The organism is Streptomyces sp. NPDC088252 (assembly GCF_044740965.1).
Taxonomy (GTDB): domain Bacteria; phylum Actinomycetota; class Actinomycetes; order Streptomycetales; family Streptomycetaceae; genus Streptomyces.
In genome coordinates, this window is record NZ_JBIURS010000004.1 from 301,267 (window position 1) to 326,687 (window position 25,421).

The following is a 25,421-nucleotide window of genomic DNA, read 5'->3' on the forward strand; positions in this document are numbered from 1 at the left end:
TCACTTCGCGGCAGTTGTTGCCCCGGCCTTGGCCTTCTCCCGGACCTCGCTGCCCGGGTAGCGCTTGGACACGGAGTCGGCGGTCGGCTTCGAACCCGTGGTGAATACCACCTTCCCTCCGGCCGCGACGACCTCGTACTGCTGGCGGTTCTTCTGGCATGAGCAAGCCATCAGGCCTCTCCCCTCATCACGGTGCCGGCCATGCTGGCGGCGATTTCTTGGCGGGCAGGGGCGACGGCAGCGGTGAGCCGTTCTACCTCTTCCCGGGCTGCGGTGCGCTCGGCTTCCCTGGTCTCCAGGGCGCCGGTGAATCGGTCGAGGAAGTCCGGGCTGGTGAGCAGCGCGGCCACGGCTTCCACGACGTCCCCCGAGGTGTCCGGGCCGTGTCCGGACAGGGTGTCCGGGCGGCGTCCTGGCAGGTCAGTGGCAGCAGAGACGCGCTGTCCGGGCAGGACTCCGGACGGGGAGTCCGCCGTGTCCGTCCCCTGTCCGGACAGGGTGTCCGGGCTGTTGGCGGCGGAGGCGGCGAGCGCGAGGTTGGAGCGCTCCGCGACCGAGGCGAGGAGTGGGCTGGAGTGCCCGGGGACGGGGACGGACAGCACCGCGCGCAGCTGCCACTTCCCACCGGGGGCCTGCTTCATGTGATACGAGGGTTGGCATGCCGCGAAGGTGTTCCGGTCCCACTCGCTGAGCCAGGGCCCCGCCGCGCCGGAGAACCACATGCCCCGCTCGTTCATGCCGACGGTGACGATCCCGGCGACGGTGCGGGTGTCGTCGAACTGGCAGGACGCCGTCTCGCATTCGGCCCCGTCTCTGTGGTGGCCGACGTTCATCGTCATGGCTCCGGCGCGGATGAGGCTGCCGTCGTCCAGCTTGAACTTCGCGCGCAGGAAGTGGGTGGTGTCGATGTCCCCGAGGCTGTCGATGGTGAGGTTGCGGCCGGGCATCCCGGCGTGGGGCTCACCGGCCTGGGCGACCCACCCGTACACCCTGCCGCCGGAGTAGTGGACGCCGCCGGAGCCGGGGGGCAGCTCCTGCGGGGTGGGCTCGGCGAACCAGGCGGCGGGCATGGGGTCGGTGTCCTGCATCGCGGTCCAGGCGGACGCGACCAGGTCCTGAAGGGTCGGGTCCTCGCCGTCCGTTGGAACGGCGGCAGCCGTGACCTCAGTCCCTTCGGGGATGGTCGAGGCGCCGACGTACAGGCCGCGGCTCAGACGTACGAGGCGCCCGGCCTCGACGGCACGCGTGAGGTGGCCTCGTGCCGCCTCCATGGTGATGTCCAGAGCCAGGGCCACCTGTCGGGCGCCGACCGCGACCGGGGAGGCCGATACGTAGGCCACAACCTTCCAGTGCACGTCGCCGGGCGCGGCGGCGAGGAGCTGGCCGAACTCGGTGGTGGGATGTGCGCTGGCCTGTTCCTCGACCGGGTCCAGCACGATGCGGGCCCGGTTGTAAGCGGGCATGGCGACGAGGGTGGCCCCGCGCAGCCGGGCCCGGGTGACGCGCAGCAGGAGGTCACCGGTCTTCTCGGTGTGGACGACGGTGCCGCCTTCCGGGTCGTCGGCGTCTCCGGCCGCTGCCGTGAGGACCCCGGTGCCGGTGAACGCGGCGCGTACGGCGTCGGCGGACACCACGCCGCCGGGGCCGGTGATGAGCTGGACGGCGTGCTGGGTGCGGGAGAGCGCGGCCCCGGACGCGGTCCACTCCGCTGCGGTGCTGGTGGTGATCATCCATGCGCCGTCGGGGAGGCGCAGCAGACTGGCCGAGGACAGGGACGCGGCCAGGGCCAGGCCCTCGTGGTCCTCGGTGGCCCGGCTGACGAACTCCACGTCGACGTCGTCCAGGTCGACGCTGATGCCGAGGGGTGCGCCCTCATCGAGGAGCATCACGGCGTCCGCTCCAGCGGGGCGACTGGCGTAGAGGACGCCGGATGCGGTGATGCGGTCGCCGTCCCTGTCCACGGTCTCGATCGCTCCGGCGAGTTCGGCGCCCTCGTGCCCCATGAGCATCTCGTCCGCGTACTGGAGGGGAAGGCTGGCCTTCTCCCAGTACAGGGAACCGGCCGCGAAGATCCGGCCGTCGCCGGTCTCCTCGTTCTCGAACGCGATCGCGGTGTCATCGGGGGTGGACCAGGCCCGGGTCGGCATGCCGTCGGCGGTGGTCTCTTCGGGTTCCATGGGCTCCTCCTGGGGGCCGAGGGGGATATCCGTGTAGTCGTCGGCGAATGCCAGGCGGATGCGATCGAAGGTGACCGGGCCCAACCGCTCCTCCAACTGGGGCAGGAGGGCCGGGTCGTCGCTGTACGCGGCACAGATATGGGGCGACCAGGGGGAATGCTGGACGGGGATGTCCGGGCCGTGGCGGTCTTCGAGGGCGTCCGTCGCCGCCCGGTGCGCGGCGCTGAGGTCCGGGGCGTCGTCGGGGCGGTCGCGGTCGTCGCCGACTGCCCACACCCAGGACGGGGAGTCCGTGCCGGCGTTCCAGTGGTTTGCGCCGAACGCGCGGGCGGTGACGGGCTGGAGGTCTGCCGCGCGGTTCTGGACGTTGGCGATCAGCTCGTTGCGCTGGTCCACGGTCCAGTCGGCGCCTTTGCCGAGGAAGTACAGGGTGAGGTGCAACTCCTCGACGGGCTCCCCGCCCTCGACGGCCAGGCGCTCCGCGTCCTCGGGGGTGGGCATCAGAGCGACCATGGCGCCCGTTCGGTGGCTGCCGTCGGCCGCAGCCGTCACTAGGTCGGGCACGCTCGGTTCCTTCCGTGGATTCGTAAGCCGGTAGGCGGCGGTGCGGTCTGCGCGGGCAATGGCCACGACACAGCGGCAGTTCACGGTTAGCGCGGGCGGGGCGGCCGGGTCGCCGGGGCCGGCCATTTCGATACCGGCGACGGTGAACGGGTCGTCGAGCAGCTGCAGCTGGCCGTCGGCCTTGTCGTGTGAGTCCCGGACCCGGGTGTCCCGGCGGGTCAGCCATTGCTTGACCAGGGGGCGGTCCGGGCCGGTGAGTTCCTGGGCGGCGGCGAGCGTCACCGCGTTCCAGGCGCGGGCTGACTCGGTACGGGCGATGCGTTCCTCGCGCATCGTGCCGAGCTGCGCCCCCTCGCGGTCGAAGGCGTCGCGGAGCCTGGCGCGCAGTTGCTCGATGTCCTCGCCCGCGTCCACGCCGACGGCGAGTTCTCGTACGGCGACGTCGGCCAGGCGGTCGCCGACGGCGCGGAGCAGGTGCTCCGTGCTCTCGACGTACTGCTCGATGCCCGTGGGGAGGGTGTCGTCGTCATACCGGGCTGGGAGGTCGTCCCAGTCGTCGGGCATCTCGGCGTCAACCGCCGCGGCGGTGTTCTCTGCGGCGGTCTCGGCGACGCCGAGGAGGCAGCGGACGAGGAGCGGCACGCGCTGCCCCCACATGCGGGCAATGCCAGCTACGGAGAAACGGGCGGCGACGATCTCCGTGGCGTCGGCCAGCTCGGCGGCGAACTCGTCGGCCACCTCAGCGAGGACGTCGGCCACCTCGGCGGCGACGTCGGCCTCTGCTGCGTCCAGGGCGTCCTGGAGTGCCTCATCCACGGGCGAGCTCCTGCTGGTCGGTGGGATCGTCGCAGACCTCGCACCATTGCCAGGTCCCGACGGTGGAGACGCCGCCAGAGGTGAGGAGCAGCGTCGTGCCGGTGAGGACGGTGTAGGCCTTGCACACCGTGCACCAGTCGGCGTGGACATCGCCGGGGGCGAGCGGCACGTGGACGGCAGGCGGTGGTTGGACGGCCGGGGCGTGGCGGGCCTGGTCTGGGCGGGTCATGCCGCGACAGCCAGGCATGGGGCGTGCAGCACGCCAGCGGTCTGCTCGAAGGCGTGGGGGACACCGGCGGCAATGAGTTCGCGGGCGTACTCGTCGAGGACCGCGGCCAGGCACTCCGGGTCGCGGCCGTACCGGGTGGCCATCTCCGGCACGCGCGACCATGCCCCATCGAGGAGCTTCCACTGATCGATTTGCACGGCGTCGACCGCGACCAGCGTGTGGAGTGCGGCGGGTTCGATCTCGCGGGCCTGCGCGCGCTGCGAGCGGGGGCAGGCCGGGGTGCGCTCCAACTTGCGTCCGGCTGCGGAGAGGGCTGACCAGATCAGGCCGTCCGCTGCGGCGATGAGCGCGGAGCTGGCGGGCTGCGCGGAGGCGGGCAGGGTGTCGGGTTCCGTGGTGGTCTCGTCGGCAGGCAGGCGGGGCGCGGGCACGGGAGTGGTGGGCATGTCGGGCCTCCGTGGGGCGGTGGTGGGGGCGTCTGCTTCGTCGAAGCCGGTTTCGCGGCGCAGCGCGACGTCGGAGATGCCGCCGCGGTCGTAGACCTCCAGGGCGGTCTGTGCGCGGTTCGTACGGACACGGAGCGGGGAGGAGTCGGCGCACACCATCCACTGGTCGGCGTCTTCGACGTGGTCGCCTTCCAGGAGGGGGCGCAGCCACTGTGTGGTCAGGGCGTGGGCGACCGTGGCCAGGCGCGGTTCGATCCCGAGGCGGATCGCCTCGCTGGTGAGTGACCAGGTGCCCCAGTGGTTGACGTCCGCCATGCCGAGGAGGATTTCGGCGGGGATGTCGCACCCGTTCGCGAACCGTGTCAGGACCTCTTGGCGGAGCTTGATCGCAAGTTCGTCGAAGTCCGACTCGAACGTGAGGCGTTGGATCTGGGCGAGGAGTTCGGGCGGAACTTCCAGCACGATCGGAACCGTCGCGGCGGCGGATTCCGGGTCGCGGTATGCGGTCTCGGCGACCGTCATGAAGACGTCGATCAGGTCGTCCTCGGCGTCCGACGTGCCAGGCGTGGACGGGAAGCGCGTGCCTTGCGGGACGAGGAGGACGCCGCGGCCGGTGAGCCGGGAGCGAGCGATCGCACGGACTGCGGCACTCAACAGCTTGAGTTCATCGAGCTGTTCGAGGCTGCCCAGGACCGGGGAGTCTGCTTCGAGGTGCCGGACCGGGCTGGGATCCCATACCCGGATGGCAATCGGGTCCATGGACGCGGCAGGGGTATCGGCGTTGCCTGCGGGGATCTTGACCGCCTGGCCGTCGATCTCCGCTTGCAGGGCCCCGGACTTCTGCGTGACCTCCATGACGGAAAGGACATGCCACTCCTCACCGTCCTTGCGGGGCTGGATGACGGCCCAGCCCTCTCCAGCGACGGCGAGGTGCCGGCCGAAGTTCCGCAGGAGCTGTGTTTGCCCGTCGGGGCCACCCGCGATCGTCGCGACGAGTTGGGCGGCGGGGTGGTTTTCGGGGGCGCGCTCGATGTTGCCGTCGGGGCGGCGGCGGCCCGCATAGAGCCTCGCCCCACTCATGGCGTTGCCGATCCAGTTCGCGAAGAATCGGACCTCGGGCGTCGACTTGTAGAAGCTCCAGGCCGTGGCCTGCTGCGCACGGGACGGGTTCTGCGCGGTCGTTTTCGCGGTGCGGGTGGTGTATCGGGTGGCTGCGCCGACGAGTTCGCGGGTCATGCGGTGACCTGCCGGTTGTCGTCGTGGCGGTTGAGGAGTGCTTGTCCGCCTGCGACGGCGAACCACTCGATGCCGTGGACCAGGAGCGGTGTGCCGCCGAACTGGCTGGTGACGATGAGGTAGGTGGCGAGGATGGCGCCGCTGATCCACCAGCCCATGCAGTAGGTGCAGGAGATGAGGTTGATCACGAACTCGCGGAGCTTGGCCTCCGGCCGCTTCTCGTGCCAGGCGAAGACGCGGTCTCGGGCGGGGTCGAGGATGCTGTCGTGGACGGCTAGCTGCGTTGCCCTGTAGGCCGCGAAGGCCAGGATGACGAGTTCGACGATCGTGATCACGGGGGTTGCCTCCGCCGCAGCTTGTCCGGTGCAGTGCCCGATCCTAACCCCGTGACAGAAAATTTTGCGGCCAAGGTTCTCCGAGGCGGGAATATTTACGGTATGACGCTGGATCTCTGCATTACCAGCAACCTCAGAATTCCCATCAAACCCATCCCGCTTGGCTAATAAAGCGCTTACCCGTCAAGTGTGATGTGTCATAGCTTCTGGGGTCAGTTCGGATGGGCCCCACTGCTGGGGCCTACGGACTGTGAGCCGCCAGGGGGACCACCATGTCCCGATCCGACAGAGGGGAACTGTCTGTGAGCATTCGCAAGCGCGTCGCCGCTGTCCTGTTATCGGCCGCGTTCGTCGGCAGCACCATGGCCCTCGCGCCAGCTGCGCAGGCCAACGAGTCAAGCGAGTCAGCAGTGATGTCCTGCTACGGCAGTGCCAAGTCCTACTCAAAGCCTGACGGGATCGCGTACTACCCGGCCGGATCCGCCACTCTCACGACCACGAGTAACTGCTCCGACATCAACATCAAGCCCAACACCAACCGTTACGTCGCCGTGTGCTGGGTGCCGAGCTCAGGACAGGTGTCCTGCCAGGCGGAATACACGCTCGCCACCGGGGGCCAGTGGAACGTGATCGCGACCAACGTGCAGACGGGCACCCGCTTCTACTTCACCTTCCGTTCGACTGCCCTGTCCAACGGGAGCTGGGCTGCCTGATCTACGAGGCGCGTGAATAATCTCCGGGCACTCGCAGCAGTCGGGGGCCCGGAGAGCTCCGCGCGCTGGCGCTGGTACTGGCCGGACCGCAGCTGGCCTCACCCGATGCGGCGCCCGTAGCGTGCGGCAGCCGCGGACGGTCGCGCGGTGCGTTGGCCAGCAGGTGCGCTCACCATGGAACGGCCGACGAGGTCGAACTGGGCAACCATGTAGCGCAAGGCATCGAGCCCGTGGTCGTCTGACTTCACGGGTTCTTCCTTCGTTTCGCCGCCGGGCTTCACTGCCCATACGTAGCCGGGGACTTCTTCCTCGGTGCAGGCCGGTCGTTTCGATTCGTCGAGCCGAGGATCACGCTCGACAAGCGCGTCCTTGATCAGGAACAGGCGGGGCTTCCCGTCGTCTGCCGCTTTCAGCCGGGACTGCACGGCCTGAATGCCTGGTGACACGGTCTTGCGGGCGGCTGTGGTCGGGAGGTGCAGGTGGCGTTCGAGGGTGGCCCGGTCTTCGGCGTCGTGGTCGCAGATGACTGCCTGCGGCTTCGGCTCCATCCATTCCACCGTGCAGGCCTCGCAGGTCTGGCAGTCGTGCTTGCTTCGGGTAGAGCCGCAGCAGGCGGCGCAGCGGCGTACGAGGCGGAGAATGTCGAGAGCGTGGTCCTCTACGAGGCGTTGAGTTCGGTACATCTCCCGGTAGAGGTAGAGACGGCCGTCGGGGTCCTCGGCCCAGCACTGGAGCACGAAAGGGTTGGAGTACCCGAAGTCGATGGTCCACCAACGCGACCATTCGGCAGGGATAGGGAATGGGTCAACGAGGTGGACAGCATCGTCCCAGCCGTCGTAGACCAGCCCTTCAGCTGCGGCCCAGATGCCGTCGCGGAGCCGGAGACGGCGGACTCCAGTGAGGGCGTCAAGCTTCGCGAAGTAGCCCTCGCCCTGAGAAGTGGGGGTGCCATCGGCGTGGGTGTAGGCGGGATTGTCGCGGTGCCGGGAGACGAGCATGCGCAGCGTTCCTTGGTCGGCCCGCTGCTTGATCCAGTGCTTAGGGTGCGATGGGTTGCACGCAGCGAGCTGCTGCTGCCACGGCAGCACACCGTTACGGAGACGTGTACCGATTGACTCCCAGTCCGTCAGGGTGAGCTCGGTAGCTTCGTCCGCGAACACCAGGTCGTACTCTGCGGACATCACCTTCTCCGGTTTGTCCATGCCCCCGACGACGATCACGGAGCCGTTGGCGTACCGGTAGGAAGGGGCCTCGCGCGGGGACCCGCCGAACCAGCGGACGATGCCTCGGGCCAGCGCGTCGACCGCGACCTTCTTCTCGTACGTCACCAGGGTCGTCGAACCGAGCGACACCGCGGTCTTACGGACGATCAGGCACCGAATCCCCGGGGTGCTCAGCGCAGCAAGGTGGATTCGGAACAGGCACGCTAGGGACTTCCCGGTGCCGGCCGGGCCGGCAACGACGACTTCTGACTGCCGTGCCCGGAACAAGTCCTGGGCCGCGCCCCGCGGCTCGTAGCGGATGGTGGTCACGCAAGGTCTTCCGGGGCAATCCCGACGACTTCGTACTTGAGCTCTCCGCCGACATCAACCTTGGCCGGGGAGTCGAGGCCGTGAAGGCGGCGGTAGCTCTCACGGATCTGCCGCATCTCTCGTAGCGCTGCGAGCTTCGGTCCGTCGTCGAGGATGGGCTGCCCCATGTCGTCGCAGACGACCTTGCCGTGGGACACCATGACGTGCTCACGTTCCAGGATGCTGAGTGCTGCTACGTACTGCTCGTCCAGGCGTTCGGCCTCGACCTGCATGAGGTGTTCGGCGGGCTCGCGGAGGATGGCTGTCCTGGCGCGTTGTACGCCTCGCCAGGCGTGGCCGCGGTCGTAGTAGCCGAGGGTGTCCGCGATCTCCTGGTAGGTCTTCCCCTCCGCCTTGAGGAGGGACGCGGCGGCGTCGCGTTGAACGGCTGTGTTGACGTACTCGTACTTGCCGTTGCCGTCACGAGGCTGGTCTGTCGTGTCTCGCATGGCGCCCCTTCCGTTCTCGTACGTCGACACGAGGATACGGCCCGGGGTATGTGCCATTGAGATTCCGTCTTATGCGACTGGAGGGTGTCCGGGCTGTGCGGGCACAGTCGCCGGTCAGCCCGGACAGCCTTCGTGTCCCTGCCGGAGGTCTTTACGCAGCCTATGGCTCCGGCCAGGCGCTGGCGTGCTACCTCGGCGTATTGTGCGGACTGCTCGATACCGATGAAGTGCCGGCCCTCTGTAAGCGCGGCGACTCCGGTGGTCCCGGAGCCTGTGAATGGGTCGAGCACGGTGCCGCCTGCGGGTGCGATGCGGACGAGTTGCTGCATGACCGTGACGGGTTTTTGCGTGATGTGGTGCCTTTGCTTGCCGCGTGGCTGTGACCCTTCGAGCATGCCTGGAAGGTAGATCGTCGGTGCGTGCCGGAGCGGTTCCCCGCGGGTTCCCCAGAGGACGTATTCGCACTCTCGGCGGAACCCGTTTTTCACGGGGCGGCTGATGGGTTTGCGCCAGGGGATGATGCCGCGCCAGGTCCACCCGGCGGCTTGGAGGGCGTCAGTGGTAGCGGGGAGCTGAGCCCAGTCGGTGAAGGTGAGGAGGCTGCCGCCGGGGCGGGTGAGTCCGTAAGAGCCAGCGAGTATCAGGCCGAGCCAGTGGGTGTATCCGCGCTGGTCTCTCGTGTCGCCGTCGAAGTCGGGCAGAGAGTGCATGACGTTCCCGTTCACGTACTTGTCGCGGGCGCCCTGGCTTTTGCGTTCGGCGTTTGTGCGGCCGCCGCTGTTGTATGGGGGGTCGCAGATGACGGCGTCGACGAGGGTGTTGAGGGTGGGGAGGAGGGTGAGGGCGTCGCCGTGGTGGACGGTCCAGGTTGGCATGGGTCTGCTTTCGTGCGGTCGCGTGCGCGGGTGCGAGCGAGTTGGTACACGGCCTACGGGGGCAGGCTTGACCCCGACATACCCATTTGTACGGTTTTCAATTGGCATGCCCGGAACTTGGTATCGGAATGGTGGGGCGGGACACAGGGAGGCCCTGCCCTCAAGTCACTAGGGCAGGGCCTCGGTCCAGCAGCGCAGCAGCCAGCAGCGCGTATGGGATGCCGTCCACGGTACGGGCCGGGACCGACACCGGGGCCTACGGCTGCCAGGTGTTGACCCGCATTCAGTGCTTCTTCTTGTCCTCGGCTTTCTGGAGCCACTTGGGCCGCTGGTCGGGGACGCTCGCGCCGACCGGGGGCGGGGTCTGGTCGGGGATGTGGCTGCCGGGTAGGGAAGCTGGGCGGTCTCTGCCTTGTCCTTGTTCCTGCCGAACATGGTTCTCCTCGTATGTCTCAGGCGGTCAGTCGTTGTCGGGGGTTTCGGTGACGGCCGGGTCCGGGTGGTACTTCCGGATCCGGTCGATGCGCTCGCGGGCGAAGTCCTCTGAGTTGGTCGTGAACTCGTCGAGGAACGTGCCGTCAGCGTCCTCGACGCGGTAGCGGGTGAGGTTCATGCAGGGTGCCTTTCTCGTGACCGCCGGGCCTGCCCCAGCTCCCCTCACCGCCCGTACGAGACGGACGGATCAGGCAACCGTCAGGCGTCGGTCTTGACGTGCACGTGGGTGCGGACGGGGTTGGTCTCGTCGTCGGTGTAGGCGATGACGAGCCCCTCTCGGTGGACCAGGTTTACGGTGTTGTTGTTGTCGTTGTTGGTGCTCTGACCTGCACCAACAACACCGACAGAAGGGGCAACCGGGGTGGGGAAGCGGTCGGCGCGAACGCCAGTGGAGGAGCCCCGGCCACGCATCCTCACCGCCTCCACCGGAATGGAGAGCTGATCGAGGGCCGCGCGGACACGCTCCGCAGTGGTCCCCAAGTCCTCAGCGAGGACGGCAATGTGGGCGTGCGGTGTACCGACCCTGGAGAGGGCCTCGTGGAGGTCCTGGTGGGACGGCAGCGGCGGCTCCTCGACGGGCGGTGCTGCGGCTTCCGTGGGCTCGGGCTGCTCCTCAGCCAGCTTCTGCACCGAGTCGGGCTCGGGCCGCGCTGCGGCCGATTCCTCTGCCCGATCCGGCTCGGGCTCGGGGTCGGCCGGGGGCTCCCAGTCGGGGTGCCCGACCCGGTAGGCGGCGATGAGCCAAGCCACGGTTGCGGGCCACAGCAGCCACCGAACGGACTGCGAATGGGCCAGGTGGGCAAGCCCGGTGACCAGGCCGAGGAACACCTTCCGCAGGATCAGGGCCCCCACTACCAGCATGGCGACTTTGGCCAGCCGCGCGATGCCGTCGGATTCCCCCAGCCACTCCTTGATGGCGGTGAACGCGGCGCGCCCCTTCCCTACCCATTTCATGGTGGTGCGGCGGGAGTAGACGAGGCAGATGCGTGCGGAGCCGGTGGCGATGCGGTTCGTGGCGGCGCGCAGCCACTGGGTGGTGGTCTGGTCGCGGCTCATACCAGCACCCCGACGTTGCCGTGGAGGATCGAGTCGAGCGCCCAGTGACCGAGGTCGTTTGCGCTGGGCACGACCAGGTTTCCGATCATCGCGAAGATGCCGGTGCCGATGGCCAGGAGCACCCCGATGAAGATGCCTTTCTTGAACTTGCCCTTCGTGACCTTGGGGAACTTCTTGCGGAGCAGCCACAGCGTGATGACGAGTGCGGTGACGACGAGGGCGCCTCCATAGTCCAGGCGCGGGGCGGCCGAGTTGCTGACCGTCTGCGCGTCGGTGCCGGTCATCCACGACATGACCAGGCCGCCGATGCCGTTGCCGCCCCAGCGCAGGAACCCGGAGGCGTAGCCGAGGAGGCCGGCCGGGCAGGCGACCATCAAGGTGCCGAACGCGATCCCGAACCATGTCGGGATCAGCTCCATCGGATCTTTCGCTTTGCCGCCGCCCTCAGCCGCAGCGGCCCCCTTCCCTCCCCCGCCGCCACGCCACCAGGTGATGTGCTCGACGGCTAGGAGGGCGACGCCCAGGGCGAGTCCGGCGCTGGTGAGGGTGTAGGCGGTCATGTCGCCGACGCCTGCGGCCAGGGTGACGTTGGGGATCATTTCTGCACTCCGGTGATCCAGTAGATGACGGTGGTGATGGGGAGGGCGAGGCCGGTGGCCAGGGTCAGTGCCCACAGGAGGATCCGGGCGCAGGCGGCCCGGATCTTGGGCAGCCAGAGCTCCGGGTGCGCGCCAGCGGCGGCGATCCGGTAGACGTTGTCCGCCATAGCGGCGATGCCGAGCGGGATCGCTGCGATGACCCAGGCTGATGTCAGGCTGGCTTCGTCTCGGAGCGTTGCCAGGACATCGGACCATGTGCCGGTGATGGGCAGTCCGGCGGCAATGCATGCGGCCTGGTAGCCGGGCCGCCATCGGATCCACCAGGGCGGGCCGGGCTCGGGCTCCGGCTCGACGGGCAGCCACGCTGAGGGGTCGATGTGGATGTGGATGTCCATCGGCGGGGGCGTGGCGGGCGGCGCTGGCGGGGTGGCGGCCCGGCGCCACCAGTCCCCCGCGGACGGGCTGGCCGGTGGCGAAGCGGGGGGCCGAGGCGGTGGGGGTGGGGGCGGTGGTGGAGCGGCAGTTGGCTGAGAACGGGGCGGGGGCGGTGCAGGCTTGTCGTCCCTGGTGGGAAGTGGTTCACCGGCCGGGATGATCCGTGTCGGAGTAACGACCTCGGGCGCCTCGGTACCGCGGCTGGCACTCATGCGCGGACTCCCCACCGGGCGATCGCGTCGATCATCCGGGCGCGGGCCTGAATCTCGTCGGGGCCGGGCATGGTCGGGTCGCCGCCGTGGAGGACGGTGAGGGCGGCGCGGCGCGCCCAGGAGTACCCGTTGGGCAGGTCGGTGCCGAGTGTCTGCCGGACGTCGCCGTCGTGCGCCAGGCGGTCGGGGGCACAGGTGGCCCGCGGGTCGGCCGGCCGGGGCCGGGGTGCGTAGTAGGTCGTGGTCACTGGTGCTTCCTCGTGTGCGGGGGGAAGAGGTGGGTGGCGCGGGCTGCGAGGGCTTGTGCGTCGTGGCCGGTGCGGTCACGGCCGAGCTGGCGCAGGGTCTCGGGTGCGCGCTCGGCGGGGACGATCCGGATGCCGTCGAAGGTCAGCTCGCCGCCCTCGATGGGGGCGCCGTCCATGACGATGAGCGGGATCACGGGGACGCCGAGGGCCTTCGCGATGGTGCGTGTCTCGTGACGGACCCCGTTGAGCCGGTTGGTGACGTCGAGGTCTCCGTGGAAGAGCCGGCCGCCGCTGGTGCGGATCCGGAATCGTGCGGACCACCGCTTGGTGTCCGGCATGATCACGACGCCTGTGGGGCTGATGGCGAGGTGATCGACGTTCGCTTTCCCGGTCGGGAGGGCGAGGTCGTGGAGGATCGTCCACCCTTCGCGGCGCAGCGGATTGATCCGGGCCGCGGTGCGCCGCTCCCCCTCGGCGCCGGCCTCGGACCGATCGGCCAGAGCGCCCTGCTGGGTGGGGATGTTGAACGCGTCGGCGATCCGTACGGCGGGGGTGCGGAGCTGGCGGGCACGGGCGGCGGCCGATGCGCCGGGGCCGGTCCTGGGGCGCCGCTTGTAGCGGGTGTACAGCCACGTGGCGATCGCAGCCAAGACGAGCAGGGTGGTCATGGGTGTGTCCTTCGGGCGCGGGTTGTTGTCTATTCCGGATCGCATGTAGGGGCCGGTTGCTACGGGTTGTTACCGGTGACCTTGGTGTGGACGTCCTTGTAGAGGGCGCGGATGTCGTCGGTCTTCAGGCCGTATCCGGCGTCGCGCCAGGCTTTCTCGAAGGCGTTCTGCGAGGGGGCTGGCCCGGTGCCGCGGAGGTCGAAGTAGAGATCGAAGGCAAGGGTGCGGCGGTCCGGGTTGCCCCCAGCGGGCCCCTGGTTCGCCTGCGCCGTGCCGGGGTTCGCGCTGGGCGTGCCTGCACCGTGGGCCGGGGTGCGCCCTGGTGCGCCCTCGCTGGTCAGAGTGCTGGCGCCGTCGGGTGCTGTCTCCGGTGCGCCCTGGGGCGCGGTGGAGGGGCGCAGGGAGCGGAGGGCGTACTCCTCGGCCCGGTCGGGGAGGTTCTTGAAGGCCCGCATGCGGTCGATACGGGTCGTGATGCGGAGCTCGACTCCGTACTCGTCGAGGGTGTCGTTCAGGCCGTGGAAGGAGGCGTCACCCGCCCGCATCAGGGCCTTTTCGTAGGCGCGCTGCCGCATGCTCCGGGGCTTACCAAGGGTGACGAGGGCGACGAGCTTGTCCTGGGCGTTGCGGCGGCTGATGGACTCGGCGTCCGCGCCGCGCGACCCGATCCCGAGCCTGGATTCGAGCCGCTTGAGGCGGTCGCGCCAGGCGCGGGCGAGCAGCCCGTCGGGCTGGATCTCGATGTGGCCGAGCTTCGCCTCCAGACCGAGCAGCTTGTGGAGGCCGTATGCGAGCATCACCGGGCCGACGATCCGGACGAGCGCGGTACCGAGGTCCTCGTGCTCCTGCCTCACGACCTCGACGGCGCCGACCGCCTGGACGAAGACGAGGAAGTACGCGGCCCGAGTCGCGCCCTTGTCGTTGAACGCCCAGGCGTACACCGACAGGCCTATGACGATCGCTTCGAGGACGAGGCCGACGGTCATGTGCCACGGCGACTCCAGGTGGAGGCGCTTCTCCGCGAAGCGGGCGGAGGTGTTGGTGGACAGGGCGAGGCCAGCGACGACGACGAGGCCCATGCCGAGGAAGCCGATGGTGCTGCGGCGCTTCTTGGTGTCGCGGGGCTTCCGCCGGCTGGTGCGACTTCGAAGGGTGGGGGCGATGCGGTAGCCGAAGGTGAGGGTGGCGAGGGAGAGCAGGGCGGCCCATGCCTGCACGGGCACCTGTTCGGCCACGTTCTGCACTTGGGAAAGCATGGGCGGGCCCTTCATCGGTGGGTGTTCCAGGCGTAGGTGGCGAGGGCGCCGGTAATGAGTGCGGCCGTGTACTGGCCGGTGGCGGCGCCGAGGATGGTCAGGGTGGTGAAGCCCCAGCGAGCCAGGGGCGTTTGGAAGTGGTGTCGCATCACAGGCCCCGGCCGATGAGGTAGGCGACGAGAACGAGGGGCCAGATGATGCCGAGGGCATAGACGAAGCGCATGACGGTCTCCGGGATGGCCGGGCCTGCGGGGTGCGGGCCCGGAGACGGGTGGTGGTCAGGAGGGGCGCGGGAGGGCGCGGCACTCCTCGGCGTGCTTGTTGGCGTCCTCGCTGGCCTCGTGGCGCTCGTTGGGCAGGTAGCGGCCGTAGTCGAAACGGATGTGGTTGCGTCCGCTGGTCGAGCTCGTGGCGTCGCAACCCCCGCAGGCCCAGGTGAAGCCCTCAACTTCGCGGGCCTCATCGCTGACGTAAGGGCGGCCCTTCCACGTGTATCGAGTCGTGAACCGCAGGGTGCTCAGGTCGACGGTGGCGCCGCCGACGGTGAGGTAGCGGGCGATGACGCCCTTGGGCCAGGGCTCGGTGAAGACATGGGTGTTCTGCATGGGGTGCTCCTGAAGGGTTTGGGTGGCCGGGCCGCGGGGGGAGGTTCGCGGCCCGGCCGGTCTGGTGGGCGGGTCAGCTGCTGGCGGCTTCGTTGCCGTGCATGCGGGCGAACGCCAGCGCGTTACGGGCTTCGGCCTCCCGCTCCTGCGCGGCCGTGTAGTCGGCGGCGGCCTGGCGCTGGAGTTCGGCGACGCGCTCGGCCTCGGTGGCGGTCTTGCCGTCCATCAGCACGCCTCCGTCAGGCCGGGGCCGAGCGGGCTGCCGTTGGCGGTGTCCAGCAGGAGCTGGGCGTACGCGCGGCAGGTGCCGTACGGGGGAACGGTCGGGGCGGCGGCGAGGACCGCGTCGACCTCGTTCTGCCGGTGCCCGGTGATCTCTCCGGCGAGCCGGATGCGGGCGGCTTCGGTCATCTGGTTACAGCTGAGGGTCAGCGCCTCCGCCATGGCGTTCAGGTGCTGGCGGATGGTTGCGTCCATAGCCCAGGCGTGCTTGAGGGTGCGGAGCGCGTACTTGGCGCGGGTCTCCTCGCGGTGAGGGAACGGCAGTTCTGCAAGAAGAGGCCGGGATGCGGGGGCGGTTCGCGCGATAGCGAGCGCGGCCGTCATTCGGCCAGCCTCCGTCATCACGTGTGTGGGCCGGTGACCGGCCACGAACTTGGCCACAGCGGTGAGCTGCGCGCCGACGGGCATCAGGTGAGTCCGGGAGGCGTTCACCGAAGCACGTCCCGCCGGGGTGATCCGGCCGGAGACACCGGCAGGGGTAGCGGTCGTGGTGATGGTGCGGGCACCGTCGCGGGTGCGGCGGATACTGCCGGCCGCGACGAGCTGCTTCTCGGTCAGCTGCTGCGGTGTCGTCGTCACGCGGCCACCCCCGCAATGTGCAGGGCGGCGACGAGGTGCGGCTGCCCGGTCGCGGTGGCTGCGGCAGTGAGCTGCCGGACCGGTGCGTCGACGATGTCGAGGACGGCGCGAGCGGTGGCGGGCAAGTGCTCGTCGCTGGGGTGGCAGGCGATACCGAGCATCCGCGCAAACTGGTCACCGCGGCGCATCCGGTAGGCGTCGGCCCGGTTGCCGCGGTCGTCGGTGATCGGCGAGCTGTAGCCCACGGGGAGGCGGAGCCGGTCGATCTGGGCGAGGTACTCCTCGGCGCAGGTGGCGATGAGGCGGCGGCGCCCGTAGGTGGTGTGGGCGAGTGCGGTCAGGGCGTGCTGGGTCTGGCGCTGGTCGGAGGTGATCACGCGGCGACCTCCAGGAGGCGGGCGCGGGCGGCGATGTACGTGGCCTTGCGCGGGCGGTACGCGTTGAGCGCGGTCCGGAACTGGTCGGCGGTGTAGCGGACCACCTTGCGCAGTCGGCCGCGCCCGTCGACGGTCCGGCGGGTTCGGCCGGCCTTTCCGACGAGGCCGAGGCGCTTCGCGGCGGTGCGGAGACCGTTGGCGATGCTCTTCGCCGTCTCGGCGGACTCGCCGCCGTTCAGAACGTGCGAGGCGAGCGAATGGGGTCGGTTGGCGCGGGCGCGGTCCCGGAGGACGGCGCGGGCGGTGCGGCGTGTCGCGCGACGGGCGCGGCGGATAGCCTTGAACACGGTCAGATCTCCTGTCGGAAGCAGGTTTCTGGCTGGCCCCGGTCGGTGTGTGGAAGCCCGACCAGGGCCGTTTCCATTTGGTACGAAGTCGCCGTGGCGGCCTCACGAGAAAGACCGTAACAGGTACCTGGTCTTGATACAAGGTACCTGTTACGGTTGAGTCATTGAGAGGCCGCCCGCGGACTCGCGAGAGGAGAGCGGGCATGCCCGAAGGACACGAAGAACTCGTAAGGGAGGTAAAGGAGTTGGCCGCAACGCTCGACGCTCAGATCAAGAGCATCCTGGAACTCGCGGACCCTGTGACCGTCGGCGAGGCGACGAAGGAGCTCCTGAAGGTCTGGAACGAAGGGGCGCCGGCGCTCGCCAAGAAGCGCCAGGAAGCCATGAAGGCGCTCTACGAGCAGTCCCCGCGCAAGGAGGGGTGGACGCAGAAGAAGATCGCTCAGCACTTCGGCGTGTCCGTCACTCGCGCTCAGCAGATTCTGGCTGGAGACAGCAAGTCCGGCCTCGTACCGCGCGCGCCGAAGAAGAAGCCCAGCGAGTCCACCAAGTAAGTACGGCCGAGCGGTGTGGAGCCGCCCGGCCGAAGTGCACCAAACCTGAGAGAAAGGCGCTCAGTGAGCGTACCGAACACCCCCGATTCGCGTCGCGCGGCCGTTTACCGCCTGTACGACGAGGACGGCGAGCTGCTCTACATCGGGTCGAGCTACGACCCCGCGAGGCGCTGCAAGGACCACCACGAGAAGCCCTGGTGGCCGCAGGTAGCTCAGCGAACCGTGGTGTGGCATAAGACGCGCGCAGCCGCGTACAAGAAGGAGGCGAAGGCCATCAAGGCCGAGCGTCCGCGCCACAACCAGGTCAGCACGCCCGAGTACGCGGACCGCCGTAGCCGGGAGACCCGGGCGAGGGGCACGTCCATTTTCGTGATCGCCGCCACCGCGACCATCTTGAAGGACAGGGTGGGCCGCAAGGCGATGGAGGCGGGGTTTGACAGCAAGTACGCGGGAGCTGTCGCGATCCTTGCTGAGAGGGCGTACAAGCTGGCGTCCGGCAAGTATCCGAACGGAGTAAATCACCCGCCGCTTGAGTGGGTCGACAGCATGTACTCGCGCTTCCCTTCCCAGGCGCAGCGCGCCGACAGGAACCCTGCCGCGTAGCAGTACGGCCGGGGTGTCTCACCACCCCGGCCGCGAAGAACCAGCGGGATTGCAGCCCGCTGATCAAGAAACCAACCCGGTTTAGAGAGAAAGGCTTCGTCATGAATCGTACGGCTGTTATGCCCCCGCTCGCCAGCGACCCCCAGAGCAGTGAGGTGCGGGTCACCTTCCACTCACGCACTGATCCGTTGGCAGGGCTGGACGAGCTGATCCGCGAGAGGACTGCCGGCCTGGTCAGGCTGATCGCCGACCGGCGGAGTCTGGCGGATGTCCTGATCCCGGCCAGGACGCCGTTGGACGAGTCGGAGGAGGAGCAGTTGTCGCATGCTGCGTTCTCGCTGGCCTTGTCGGCGATGGAGGTGGCGCTCGATAAGTCTCCGAATCGGGCGACGACGCTGCGTGCGCTGCGGTCGGCCGTGGCCTTGTATGCCGATGAGGTCTGCTGATCCGTCGGGTCTGCGGTAACCGTCCCGCAGTGAACGTCTGAGGGAAGCCCCTCCGAGGGGTGGTCGGGCGTAGTGGGGCCTCACCTTGTTCGAAGCCGGGCTGGCGTTCTTCGCTGCCCGCGGTCGGCCACCGCTGTCGCTGAGAAGGTCTGCTGCGTCGACCGGCGGTAGGGCGTAGCACTGGCCCGCCATCCCGGTTTCGGACCCTGTTCGCTCTGCCGTTTCCCCTCCCTGGCCCGGGGCCGCCGTGCCCCGGGCCACCACCTGGGAGACACCGGGCTTGCGCACCCAACTGCGACCCGCAAGCGCGATGTTCCGTCCCCCGATCGGGCTCCGCGAGAGGCCGCGATCCACGCATCACCACGATCGAGAGAAGAGCCTGTTGAGTACCGAGGCAGTCACGTGGGCCATGGACGACGCTCCCATGCTGCTTACCGACAAGGGCAAGCCTGACACCACGTCGCGCCACGTCCTTCAGGCGCTCGCTGAGCATGCCCACAAGGATGGCGGCGGCGCGCACCCCTCGGTGTTCCGTCTTCAGTACCGCACGGGGTACGACCGCCGCACGGTGCAGCGCGCGCTGCGACGGCTGGAGACCGGCGGACTCATCCAGAAGACCGGCGAGACGAACGGCCGGACCATCTGGACGTTGGCCCTGCACCTGAAGCGCCCGGCCACCGACTGGGCCGACCTGGAACGGGCCGAAGAGGCGGAGCGGCAGGCTGCGGCCGAGCGTAAGCGCCGGTCCCGATCGAAGCGCGTCACGCACTCTGCGTCCGTGACGGTCACGGATTTTGCGTCCGTGACAGAAAGGGATGTCACGCATTCTCCGTCCGGCCGTCACGCACTTGAAATGCGTGACGTCACGCACTCTGCGTCCGGCCGTCACGCACTCAACGCCGCCCTAACCACCAATCAACCGTCAGTACAACCACCAACAACCTCTGGGGCTGATGTAGGTGGGGGGAGCGCGGGCCGCCGCGAGCCCACGCCGACCGCCCCCATCGACGAAGACGGGTTCGTACTCACCGATGCGATGCGCCGCTGGGCCATCGACACCTTCGGCTCCGGACTCGACGTCGATTACGAGACCGCGCAGTTCGTCGACCACCACCGCGCCGAGGCCAGCCGCCGGGCCAACTGGCCAGCCGAGTGGCAGAAGTGGATCCGTCGCAGCGCGAAGTGGGCGTCCGAACGCCAGCAGCGCCCGCCGCTGCGTGCCGTGGCCGGTGGCTGGCAGCCCTACACCAACCCCGTCGACCCGTCCGTGTACGAGAACGGATTCTGACCATGCCCGAACCCGCCACCCTCGGCAGCAAGACTCCCGATGCTCTCGCCCGGATCATGGCTGGTGTCCAGGAGCGCCACCCCGACCTCCAGGGCGGCCCCGTGGACGACGGCCCGAGCGTCGACGAGCCTGGCCATCCCGAGTACCACCGTCGTCGCCGTGCTGAGTGGGCGCTGAGGCGGTGGGAGACGGCGACGCCGCCCCGCTACCGCCGCAGTGACGCCACGCTCCCGGACGTCCAGCAGTGGGCCGACCAGGTCGCCGCCGACCCTGAGACCGCCGGGTCGCTGCTTCTCACCGGCACGACCGGTACCGGGAAGACGTACCAGGCGTACGGGGCGCTCCGGCGCATCGCCGCCGCCGGGCCGCGTACGTACGAGATCGTCGCAACGACCGCCGCAGACATGTACGGCCTGCTCCGGCCCAACGGCTCCGCCCGCGGCACCGAAGGAGAGTTGGCCCGGCTCTGCCGCGTCCCGCTGCTCCTCCTTGATGACCTGGGCTCCGCGAAGGCCACTGAGTGGACTGAGGAGGTCACTTACCGGCTCATCAATGAGCGGTACAACGCCTGCCGGCCGACCCTCTACACCAGCAACCTCCCAGCCAAGTCCGTCGACGGCCGCGACCTCACTGCTGCGCTCGGTGAGCGCATCGTGTCCCGCCTCTCCGAAGACACTCACGTCATCGCCATGACCGGCCCCGACCGCCGCCGGATTGCTGCGTGATCCCGATCCCATCGCCCGCGGTCGGCCTGCTGTTCACCGATGTCGGGCATTGGGATCTCTCGCCGCTTGGGGCGGGGCTGTGTTGTTCGCCCGCCGGCCGCTGGCATGGTGAGCCGTCGCTCTGCTTGCCCGGCTCCGCACACCCGACTGTCATGACCCTCGGCACTGTCATGACCTTCAGCACCCTGGCCGGTCATGACTGCCCCCGGCGCCGGGAGTCAGTCGAGCGGTGTGGACTGGTGTGCCACAGCGATGGCGTCGATCCGCGCTGCCAGATCGAAGTCAGCGTCGGTCAGCTTGTAGTCAGCGTCGTGCGTCGTAACGGCGATGCGCAGGTGGTCGATCCTGAGGTCGATGTCTGCGTGGTGGCCGATGCGGCGTTCCCGGTCGGCGATGTGCACGATCAACGCGACGCCTGCGTGGTACCGAATGTCCACCCGGCGTGTGATCTCGTCTCCGTCACGAGTCCACTCCGGCAACCCTGCCAGCCGCGCCTCGATCTCCTCGTCCGTCAACGGCTTCGGTACGCCTGCCACGTCATCCCCTTTCGGTCACCGGGGCCAGCGCCTCTGCGAGATCCCGGCCGACCGGGGCATCCTGCCACGGCCGCATTGCCCGCTCCAGGGTGACTAGCTCCCGCCGCGGTGCGGGCCGCTGCCCGGCTTCGACCGGCGCAAGGAGCTCTCGCTCGTCCGTGAACACGTGACGCAGCCCACAAAGAAGGGCCCTGCCCCATACCCTGACAGTGACGAGCTGTTCAGAGAGGGGCAAGGCCATGCCAGACGATGCTACCCCGGACCCGTACGCCGACCCCATGGCGTTCGGTCAGCGCATGCAGATTCTTCGGACAAAGCGCGGTATGAGCCGCCCAGTGGTGGCCGGCCTGTTGGACAAGTCCCCCTCGTGGGTGAAGCAGGTTGAGCGGGGGGAGATCGGTATGCCGAAGCTGCCGTTGGTGCTGCGTATCGCTGAGCTGCTGCGGGTCCGGGACCTCTCCGACCTGACCGGCGACCAGTCCGCCCCGGTGGATCTGTTCATCGGGCCGGGTCACTCGCGGCTGCCTGCGGTCCGGGATGCAGTCAACGCCTTGACGGTGAGCGGAGATCGGGAGGCGCCCTCGGCGGCGCACCTGGCGGCTCGGCTTGCGAAGGCGTGGGCGGCCCGGCACCAGGCGGCGAATCACCGTGAGGTCATCGGCGAGTTGCTGCCCGGCTTGATCCGGGACGCGCAGCTGGCGGTGCGGCAGTCGGATTCGGCGGTGGATCGACGTGCGGCGCAGGCCGTCTTGTCCGAGGTGTACAGCCTCAGCCAGTTCTTCGTGGCGTACCAGCCCGACAGTGCCCTGCTCTGGCGCGTGGCTGAGCGCGGCATGGTCGCCGCGCAGGAGTCCGAGGACCCGCACGCGATCGGCGTAGCCGCATGGCTAGCCGCCCAGGCTCACCGCGACACCGGCCCGGACCATTTCGACGCTGCGGACGCCATGACGATGGAGGCCCTCGCCTACCTGGAGCAGTTCCTGCCCGAAGCTGACGACCGCGTTCGCGCAATCACCGGGGCCCTCCAGTTCGAGGCCGGATACACGGCTGCTCGCCGCGGGGAGTCCGGGGCGGCGTGGGGGTGGTGGGACAAGGCGAAGGCCACCGCTGGCAGGCTCGGCCCCGGCTACTACCACCCGGTCACGAGCTTCTCGCAGGCCATCATGGGCGCCCACGCAGTGACGGTAGCGGTGGAGTTGCGGGCCGGCGGCGAATCCGTGCGGCAGGCCATTGCAGCGGATACGGCCGCGATCCCGTCCCGCCCACGGCTGGCCCGGCACCGCATCGAGGAGGCCCGCGCCTACCAGCTCGACGGCCAGGCGGAGACCGCGCTCGCCACCCTGGAGAAGGCGCACAAGGTCGCCCCCGAGACGATCAAGTACAACGGCTATGCGCGGCGGATCGTGCTCGAGGAGACGGAATCGAGAGTGCCGTCCCGGCGGCAGCGTGCTGCGGCGCTGGCTGACCAACTCGGTTTGCTGGCGGCGTAGTTCGAACAGGTGGGCGGGGGCAGGATTCCTGTCCCTTGTTTGCTCCGCTCGCCCCTACGGTCTGAGCACCATCCGACGACCGGGGGGCCTACCCGCATGACCATCGAGGTGTTCGACCTTCCGCCCGTGGCGTCGTTGTCCGACGCGCAGCAGCGTGGTGCGAATTGCGTCTGGTGTGCCGCGCCCCTGTCGAATGCCGCGGCTCACGACCTCGGGCCGCGCCCGGTCGATGCGCACGGCACCTCAGCCCGCTGGTTTCCCCGCTGCTGCCCCACCTGCTGGAAAGGCCGCCAGTGACCACCCTGAAGAACCCTTCGCCGGACGCCGCTTACAAGACGTTCATCGGCCACACCTACACCTGCGCGGCCTGCCGAGCTGGGAAGCACTGCCTCACGGTGGTCCAGCTCGGCCGTGCCTGGCGGGAGGCCCGTCGATGAGGGACGAGGCGTCAGACATCATCCCCTGCTACTGCTGGGACGTGGACCCGCAGACGAGTGCCCGGTGCACGCGGGAGCCAGGGCACCAGGGCGACCACTACGACCCGTACCACCGGCCGTCATGGGACCGCCCCGGAACACGGTGGCCTGCCGAGCCGGAGGCGAGCAGCCAATCCTGATCTCCCGTCCGCGGCTGCATCCGCCGGCCAGTCGCGGGCGGGGCCAACCGTCCCGGTCAGCCGTACCCCGTCGGCTGGCCCGGACTACAGCTTGTGCATGGGCGTTCGCGTGTCCGCCGGTGGCGCTGGATGACGCCACGACTCGGTCAAGGCGTCCCGCCCCGCACCCGATTTCGGGTGTGGGGCGGCATCCGTTCTTCTTCTGTGCTGCTGGTTGGACTGAAGCGAGGCTGGTTGGCATGCTGATCGGCTATGCCAACCAGCAGCTCGACCCGTAGGAAGCGCCTCTGGCGCACCAGCCAGCTGAGGGCTGAACGTTTGGTGGTTCTACTCACCCTTGTGGTGAGTGTGAGCGCTGCGTGGAGCTCGTTTAATCAATGGGACGTAACCAATGAGCAGAAAATTCTCCTTGCCGTTGGTGTTGCGTCCGCGATTGCCGTTCTCGCCATTGCAGGTCTTTTGATTGGAAAACGGGTACGACGTGATAGCGAGAGCATCGGTGAAAGTCGCCAGCGTCTGACTGCGGCCGAGCGAGACCTTGAGCGTGTGCTTCGTAATGAGGCAGCGCATGCTCAAGGGGTAACAATCCGCGGTGAGGTGCACGGGGGTGTGCACGTGCATCCTCCGCAGCCGCGAGATGGGGAGGAAGCGGACGCTGCGGATGGGGCAGGGTCTACCTCGTCGGCGGGCGCTGCAGGATCGCAGCATCTTGCGTTGGCGGAGTTGTGGGCGGCTACGCACGCTCGGCTGGAGCTCTATCACAAGATCGCTACCGGTCAGGCGAAGCAGTCGTTCCGGAACGCGCAGGTGGCAATGGTGATGGGCTTCGTGCTGCTCGTCGCGTTCGTCATCGTGGCGCTGAAGGCGAGCACCACGGCGGGCAGCATCGTCGCTGGAGGCCTTGGGGCAGTCTCGGCCGCGCTGGCGGGCTACGTGAGCCGGACGTTCGTCCGCTCGCAGGAAGCAGCTGCCAGCCACCTGCGGTCCTACTTTGATCAGCCACTGGAGCTGTCCCGATTCCTTGCTGCGGAGCGGCTGATCGCTGACGGGAAGCTGAGTGACGAGCAGCGTGCGGAGATCCTGATGGCGCTCGTGCAGGCAATGGTGGCCGGGCCGCCGCAGCCGCCGGCTGCTGATGCCGCCAGCGTTCCCTCGCAACCGGCCGGGCGGTAGCAGCGCTCCGACCGATTCGGTAGAGCCCTCGCTCAGCTTGTGGCTGGTCGGGGGCTCTTCGCTGTCCGCGTCCAGGGTACTGACATGCACGGTCCGGTCGAGGTCAGCGGGTGATCCAGTTGATGACCATCAGGATTAGGACTCCGCCGCCGAGAAGCATTGCGGCCTGCCGGAACCACTCGGTCTGCTGCGCCTCTTGAAACCCCTTGGAGCGGAGCCCACGGATGATCAGCCGGGCTGTTCCTTCGAGGCCGGCCCAAGCTGCCGATCCCAGTTGGTCGAGGGGGCCAGGGGTTTCGATGATCTGACCGTCTGGCGTGGCGCCCTGGTGGGCCTGGTACTTGTGCTGCTTCTGGTCGGCCCTGGCCAGGTAGACGTCATCGTGGGCGTCCCAGGTGAGCCGGCAGGCCTCGCAGCGGTAGGTGTATCGCACGGCCGGACCGTAGCGCCCGTGATGGGGCGCCCGTTGAGGAATGCGGCAGGTTGTCCGGGAAGTGGCCGCAGGCTCTTGATATGCGGGTAGGTTTCGACTTTCCAGATCGGACGACGAGGGGGCGCAATGAGTAGCGGGTGTCGGGACTGCGGGACGTGTACGAAGCCGGGACTGGCCCGGATGGTCCAGAGCTGTGCCGTGGGTTTCATGCACCTGTGCACGATCGGGATCTCGTGGGCGGTGAAGCGGGGCACGATGCGGCACTGCCCGCAGTGCAAGCACCTGCTGGGCGGTCATCAGCGGCGCATGGATGGCTCTTTCACCGACTGACGGCGTTATCCACAGGTCGGGCGGCTGGTCATCGTCGCGCGTACGGTTCTGGCCTGCCGACTTGAGGAGGCGTAGATGCACGTCGAGCTGGAGTGGCTGGCCGCCGAGGTCATGGCCGAACTGCCCACCGCCGACGGGCGGGACGAGGTGCGGGCATTGATCGCCGATGTCCTGCGGTGTCCTGAGCTGTGGCCGGCACCTGGGGGTGAGGAGTTGGCTGATGTGTTCGGGGGCAGCTGTTGGGTGACCGTCGTCGCGTACCTCGATGGCATTGAGGTACGCGATATCGGGTGGTGTGGGTAGGTCACAGGTAGGCGCGGCCGGGCATGGCCGCGGTTTCCTTGCCGGGGCGCAGTTCGACGAGCGCGATGATCGCGGCGACGATGGCCAGGACGACGATGTAGACGCCGACAAGGAAGTCGGCGGTGCCTTCCGTGGTGTCCCGCCCGACAACGGCGATGAGGACGATCTCGATGACGCTCGCAGCGGTGAATACGGCGAACAGCATCCGGTCGCGGCCGGTCTTGCGTGTGATCAGAAGGTATAAGAACGGGGCGAATGACAGCAGCCCGAAGCTGACGAGGGGCAGCAGTGCCCCCACGATCCGTTTGATCATTTACTGCTCCAGATAGATATCCCGGTATTGGTCCTGTGATC

General features: G+C 68.7%; 34 protein-coding genes and 1 pseudogene. 10 read left to right on the plus strand and 25 right to left on the minus strand.

Annotated features, from left to right (window positions below; translation table 11 throughout):
* From ACIOHC_RS11030 to ACIOHC_RS11050, 5 genes are read right to left on the minus strand one after another with little or no spacing between them, the layout of a single operon-like run.
* Positions 1 to 171, minus strand: coding sequence for a hypothetical protein (locus ACIOHC_RS11030; protein ID WP_401842425.1), 171 nt, complete (start codon positions 169 to 171; stop codon positions 1 to 3).
* Positions 171 to 3,557: a phage minor head protein gene (locus ACIOHC_RS11035; RefSeq protein WP_401842427.1), complete on the minus strand. Its 3,387-nt coding sequence runs from the start codon at positions 3,555 to 3,557 to the stop codon at positions 171 to 173. Before ACIOHC_RS11035 ends, ACIOHC_RS11030 begins: the two co-directional genes overlap by 1 nt.
* Positions 3,550 to 3,786 (minus strand): hypothetical protein, encoded by a 237-nt coding sequence (locus ACIOHC_RS11040; RefSeq protein ID WP_401842429.1) that lies wholly within the window; start codon positions 3,784 to 3,786, stop codon positions 3,550 to 3,552. Before ACIOHC_RS11040 ends, ACIOHC_RS11035 begins: the two co-directional genes overlap by 8 nt.
* Positions 3,783 to 5,468, minus strand: coding sequence for a hypothetical protein (locus tag ACIOHC_RS11045; protein ID WP_401842431.1), 1,686 nt, complete (start codon positions 5,466 to 5,468; stop codon positions 3,783 to 3,785). The genes ACIOHC_RS11040 and ACIOHC_RS11045 overlap by 4 nt, the downstream gene beginning before the upstream one ends.
* A complete protein-coding gene (locus ACIOHC_RS11050) occupies positions 5,465 to 5,803 on the minus strand; it encodes a DUF1360 domain-containing protein (protein WP_401842433.1) in 339 nt (112 codons plus the stop codon). The genes ACIOHC_RS11045 and ACIOHC_RS11050 overlap by 4 nt, the downstream gene beginning before the upstream one ends.
* Positions 5,804 to 6,105: 302 nt before the next feature.
* On the opposite strand from ACIOHC_RS11050, the gene ACIOHC_RS11055 reads away from it, so the two are divergent.
* Entirely contained in the window at positions 6,106 to 6,516 is a 411-nt protein-coding gene (locus ACIOHC_RS11055) for a hypothetical protein (RefSeq protein WP_401842435.1), read from the plus strand.
* A gap of 98 nt (positions 6,517 to 6,614) precedes the next feature.
* Here ACIOHC_RS11055 and ACIOHC_RS11060 read toward each other — a convergent pair whose 3' ends face one another.
* The 16 genes and pseudogenes from ACIOHC_RS11060 to ACIOHC_RS11135 form a co-directional block, all read right to left on the minus strand.
* Positions 6,615 to 8,048 (minus strand): phage terminase large subunit, encoded by a 1,434-nt coding sequence (locus ACIOHC_RS11060; protein ID WP_401842437.1) that lies wholly within the window; start codon positions 8,046 to 8,048, stop codon positions 6,615 to 6,617.
* Positions 8,045 to 8,536 carry a hypothetical protein gene (locus tag ACIOHC_RS11065; RefSeq protein WP_401842648.1) on the minus strand — a complete coding sequence of 164 codons (492 nt, stop codon included), beginning with the start codon at positions 8,534 to 8,536 and terminating at the stop codon, positions 8,045 to 8,047. The genes ACIOHC_RS11060 and ACIOHC_RS11065 overlap by 4 nt, the downstream gene beginning before the upstream one ends.
* Positions 8,537 to 8,697: 161 nt before the next feature.
* Positions 8,698 to 9,411: pseudogene (locus ACIOHC_RS11070) on the minus strand (DNA-methyltransferase); the annotation flags it as partial.
* 460 nt (positions 9,412 to 9,871) lie between these two features.
* Complete coding sequence (locus tag ACIOHC_RS11075; protein ID WP_401842439.1) at positions 9,872 to 10,024, minus strand: hypothetical protein; 153 nt, start codon at positions 10,022 to 10,024, stop codon at positions 9,872 to 9,874.
* A gap of 80 nt (positions 10,025 to 10,104) precedes the next feature.
* Positions 10,105 to 10,962, minus strand: a complete 858-nt coding sequence (locus tag ACIOHC_RS11080) for a hypothetical protein (RefSeq protein ID WP_401842441.1) — start codon at positions 10,960 to 10,962, stop codon at positions 10,105 to 10,107.
* Positions 10,959 to 11,561: a hypothetical protein gene (locus ACIOHC_RS11085; protein WP_401842443.1), complete on the minus strand. Its 603-nt coding sequence runs from the start codon at positions 11,559 to 11,561 to the stop codon at positions 10,959 to 10,961. The genes ACIOHC_RS11080 and ACIOHC_RS11085 overlap by 4 nt, the downstream gene beginning before the upstream one ends.
* A complete protein-coding gene (locus tag ACIOHC_RS11090; RefSeq protein ID WP_401842445.1) occupies positions 11,558 to 11,956 on the minus strand; it encodes a hypothetical protein in 399 nt (132 codons plus the stop codon). The genes ACIOHC_RS11085 and ACIOHC_RS11090 overlap by 4 nt, the downstream gene beginning before the upstream one ends.
* Positions 11,957 to 12,204: 248 nt before the next feature.
* Positions 12,205 to 12,456: a hypothetical protein gene (locus ACIOHC_RS11095; protein ID WP_401842447.1), complete on the minus strand. Its 252-nt coding sequence runs from the start codon at positions 12,454 to 12,456 to the stop codon at positions 12,205 to 12,207.
* Complete coding sequence (locus ACIOHC_RS11100; RefSeq protein ID WP_401842449.1) at positions 12,453 to 13,124, minus strand: nuclease-related domain-containing protein; 672 nt, start codon at positions 13,122 to 13,124, stop codon at positions 12,453 to 12,455. Before ACIOHC_RS11100 ends, ACIOHC_RS11095 begins: the two co-directional genes overlap by 4 nt.
* 59 nt (positions 13,125 to 13,183) lie before the next feature.
* Positions 13,184 to 14,380: a hypothetical protein gene (locus tag ACIOHC_RS11105; protein WP_401842451.1), complete on the minus strand. Its 1,197-nt coding sequence runs from the start codon at positions 14,378 to 14,380 to the stop codon at positions 13,184 to 13,186.
* 11 nt (positions 14,381 to 14,391) lie between these two features.
* On the minus strand, positions 14,392 to 14,529 hold the full coding sequence (locus ACIOHC_RS11110) for a hypothetical protein (protein ID WP_401842452.1): 138 nt from the start codon (positions 14,527 to 14,529) through the stop codon (positions 14,392 to 14,394).
* A 129-nt stretch (positions 14,530 to 14,658) separates the two neighbouring features.
* Positions 14,659 to 14,985 carry a hypothetical protein gene (locus tag ACIOHC_RS11115; protein WP_401842454.1) on the minus strand — a complete coding sequence of 109 codons (327 nt, stop codon included), beginning with the start codon at positions 14,983 to 14,985 and terminating at the stop codon, positions 14,659 to 14,661.
* 73 nt (positions 14,986 to 15,058) lie between these two features.
* On the minus strand, positions 15,059 to 15,211 hold the full coding sequence (locus ACIOHC_RS11120; protein WP_401842456.1) for a hypothetical protein: 153 nt from the start codon (positions 15,209 to 15,211) through the stop codon (positions 15,059 to 15,061).
* Positions 15,211 to 15,846 (minus strand): hypothetical protein, encoded by a 636-nt coding sequence (locus ACIOHC_RS11125; protein WP_401842458.1) that lies wholly within the window; start codon positions 15,844 to 15,846, stop codon positions 15,211 to 15,213. The genes ACIOHC_RS11120 and ACIOHC_RS11125 overlap by 1 nt, the downstream gene beginning before the upstream one ends.
* Entirely contained in the window at positions 15,843 to 16,223 is a 381-nt protein-coding gene (locus ACIOHC_RS11130) for a hypothetical protein (RefSeq protein WP_401842460.1), read from the minus strand. Before ACIOHC_RS11130 ends, ACIOHC_RS11125 begins: the two co-directional genes overlap by 4 nt.
* Positions 16,220 to 16,570, minus strand: a complete 351-nt coding sequence (locus ACIOHC_RS11135) for a hypothetical protein (protein ID WP_401842462.1) — start codon at positions 16,568 to 16,570, stop codon at positions 16,220 to 16,222. The genes ACIOHC_RS11130 and ACIOHC_RS11135 overlap by 4 nt, the downstream gene beginning before the upstream one ends.
* 203 nt (positions 16,571 to 16,773) lie before the next feature.
* Here ACIOHC_RS11135 and ACIOHC_RS11140 point away from each other — a divergent pair, with 203 nt between their 5' ends.
* The 5 genes from ACIOHC_RS11140 to ACIOHC_RS11160 all read left to right on the plus strand — a co-directional run bounded on the left by ACIOHC_RS11140 (position 16,774) and on the right by ACIOHC_RS11160 (position 20,186).
* Positions 16,774 to 17,124, plus strand: a complete 351-nt coding sequence (locus tag ACIOHC_RS11140; RefSeq protein ID WP_401842464.1) for a hypothetical protein — start codon at positions 16,774 to 16,776, stop codon at positions 17,122 to 17,124.
* A 63-nt stretch (positions 17,125 to 17,187) separates the two neighbouring features.
* Entirely contained in the window at positions 17,188 to 17,727 is a 540-nt protein-coding gene (locus ACIOHC_RS11145) for a GIY-YIG nuclease family protein (protein ID WP_401842466.1), read from the plus strand.
* Positions 17,728 to 17,846: 119 nt separating this feature from the next.
* Positions 17,847 to 18,173 carry a hypothetical protein gene (locus ACIOHC_RS11150; RefSeq protein WP_401842468.1) on the plus strand — a complete coding sequence of 109 codons (327 nt, stop codon included), beginning with the start codon at positions 17,847 to 17,849 and terminating at the stop codon, positions 18,171 to 18,173.
* A 424-nt stretch (positions 18,174 to 18,597) separates the two neighbouring features.
* Positions 18,598 to 19,461, plus strand: coding sequence for a helix-turn-helix domain-containing protein (locus tag ACIOHC_RS11155; protein WP_401842470.1), 864 nt, complete (start codon positions 18,598 to 18,600; stop codon positions 19,459 to 19,461).
* A 2-nt stretch (positions 19,462 to 19,463) separates the two neighbouring features.
* A complete protein-coding gene (locus ACIOHC_RS11160; RefSeq protein WP_401842472.1) occupies positions 19,464 to 20,186 on the plus strand; it encodes an ATP-binding protein in 723 nt (240 codons plus the stop codon).
* A 218-nt stretch (positions 20,187 to 20,404) separates the two neighbouring features.
* Here the strand turns inward: ACIOHC_RS11160 and ACIOHC_RS11165 are convergent, their stop codons facing one another.
* Complete coding sequence (locus tag ACIOHC_RS11165; RefSeq protein ID WP_401842474.1) at positions 20,405 to 20,722, minus strand: 4a-hydroxytetrahydrobiopterin dehydratase; 318 nt, start codon at positions 20,720 to 20,722, stop codon at positions 20,405 to 20,407.
* Positions 20,723 to 20,961: 239 nt separating this feature from the next.
* Here ACIOHC_RS11165 and ACIOHC_RS11170 point away from each other — a divergent pair, with 239 nt between their 5' ends.
* Both ACIOHC_RS11170 and ACIOHC_RS11175 read left to right on the plus strand, forming a co-directional pair.
* The gene (locus tag ACIOHC_RS11170) at positions 20,962 to 22,212 is read left to right on the plus strand and encodes a helix-turn-helix domain-containing protein (RefSeq protein WP_401842476.1); all 1,251 of its coding nucleotides are present in this window, start codon (positions 20,962 to 20,964) and stop codon (positions 22,210 to 22,212) included.
* A gap of 293 nt (positions 22,213 to 22,505) precedes the next feature.
* Positions 22,506 to 22,649, plus strand: a complete 144-nt coding sequence (locus ACIOHC_RS11175) for a hypothetical protein (protein ID WP_401842478.1) — start codon at positions 22,506 to 22,508, stop codon at positions 22,647 to 22,649.
* A gap of 506 nt (positions 22,650 to 23,155) precedes the next feature.
* Here ACIOHC_RS11175 and ACIOHC_RS11180 read toward each other — a convergent pair.
* Positions 23,156 to 23,443 carry a hypothetical protein gene (locus ACIOHC_RS11180; protein ID WP_401842480.1) on the minus strand — a complete coding sequence of 96 codons (288 nt, stop codon included), beginning with the start codon at positions 23,441 to 23,443 and terminating at the stop codon, positions 23,156 to 23,158.
* Between the two features lie 99 nt (positions 23,444 to 23,542).
* Between ACIOHC_RS11180 and ACIOHC_RS11185 the strand changes: the two genes are divergently transcribed.
* On the plus strand, positions 23,543 to 24,001 hold the full coding sequence (locus ACIOHC_RS11185; protein WP_401842482.1) for a hypothetical protein: 459 nt from the start codon (positions 23,543 to 23,545) through the stop codon (positions 23,999 to 24,001).
* A gap of 103 nt (positions 24,002 to 24,104) precedes the next feature.
* On the opposite strand, the gene ACIOHC_RS11190 is transcribed toward ACIOHC_RS11185, so the two are convergent.
* Complete coding sequence (locus tag ACIOHC_RS11190) at positions 24,105 to 24,434, minus strand: hypothetical protein (protein WP_401842484.1); 330 nt, start codon at positions 24,432 to 24,434, stop codon at positions 24,105 to 24,107.
* A 405-nt stretch (positions 24,435 to 24,839) separates the two neighbouring features.
* Between ACIOHC_RS11190 and ACIOHC_RS11195 the strand changes: the two genes are divergently transcribed.
* Positions 24,840 to 25,067 carry a hypothetical protein gene (locus ACIOHC_RS11195; RefSeq protein ID WP_401842486.1) on the plus strand — a complete coding sequence of 76 codons (228 nt, stop codon included), beginning with the start codon at positions 24,840 to 24,842 and terminating at the stop codon, positions 25,065 to 25,067.
* A 1-nt stretch (position 25,068) separates the two neighbouring features.
* Here the strand turns inward: ACIOHC_RS11195 and ACIOHC_RS11200 are convergent, their stop codons facing one another.
* Positions 25,069 to 25,380: a hypothetical protein gene (locus ACIOHC_RS11200; protein ID WP_401842488.1), complete on the minus strand. Its 312-nt coding sequence runs from the start codon at positions 25,378 to 25,380 to the stop codon at positions 25,069 to 25,071.
* Positions 25,381 to 25,421: the final 41 nt, after the last annotated feature.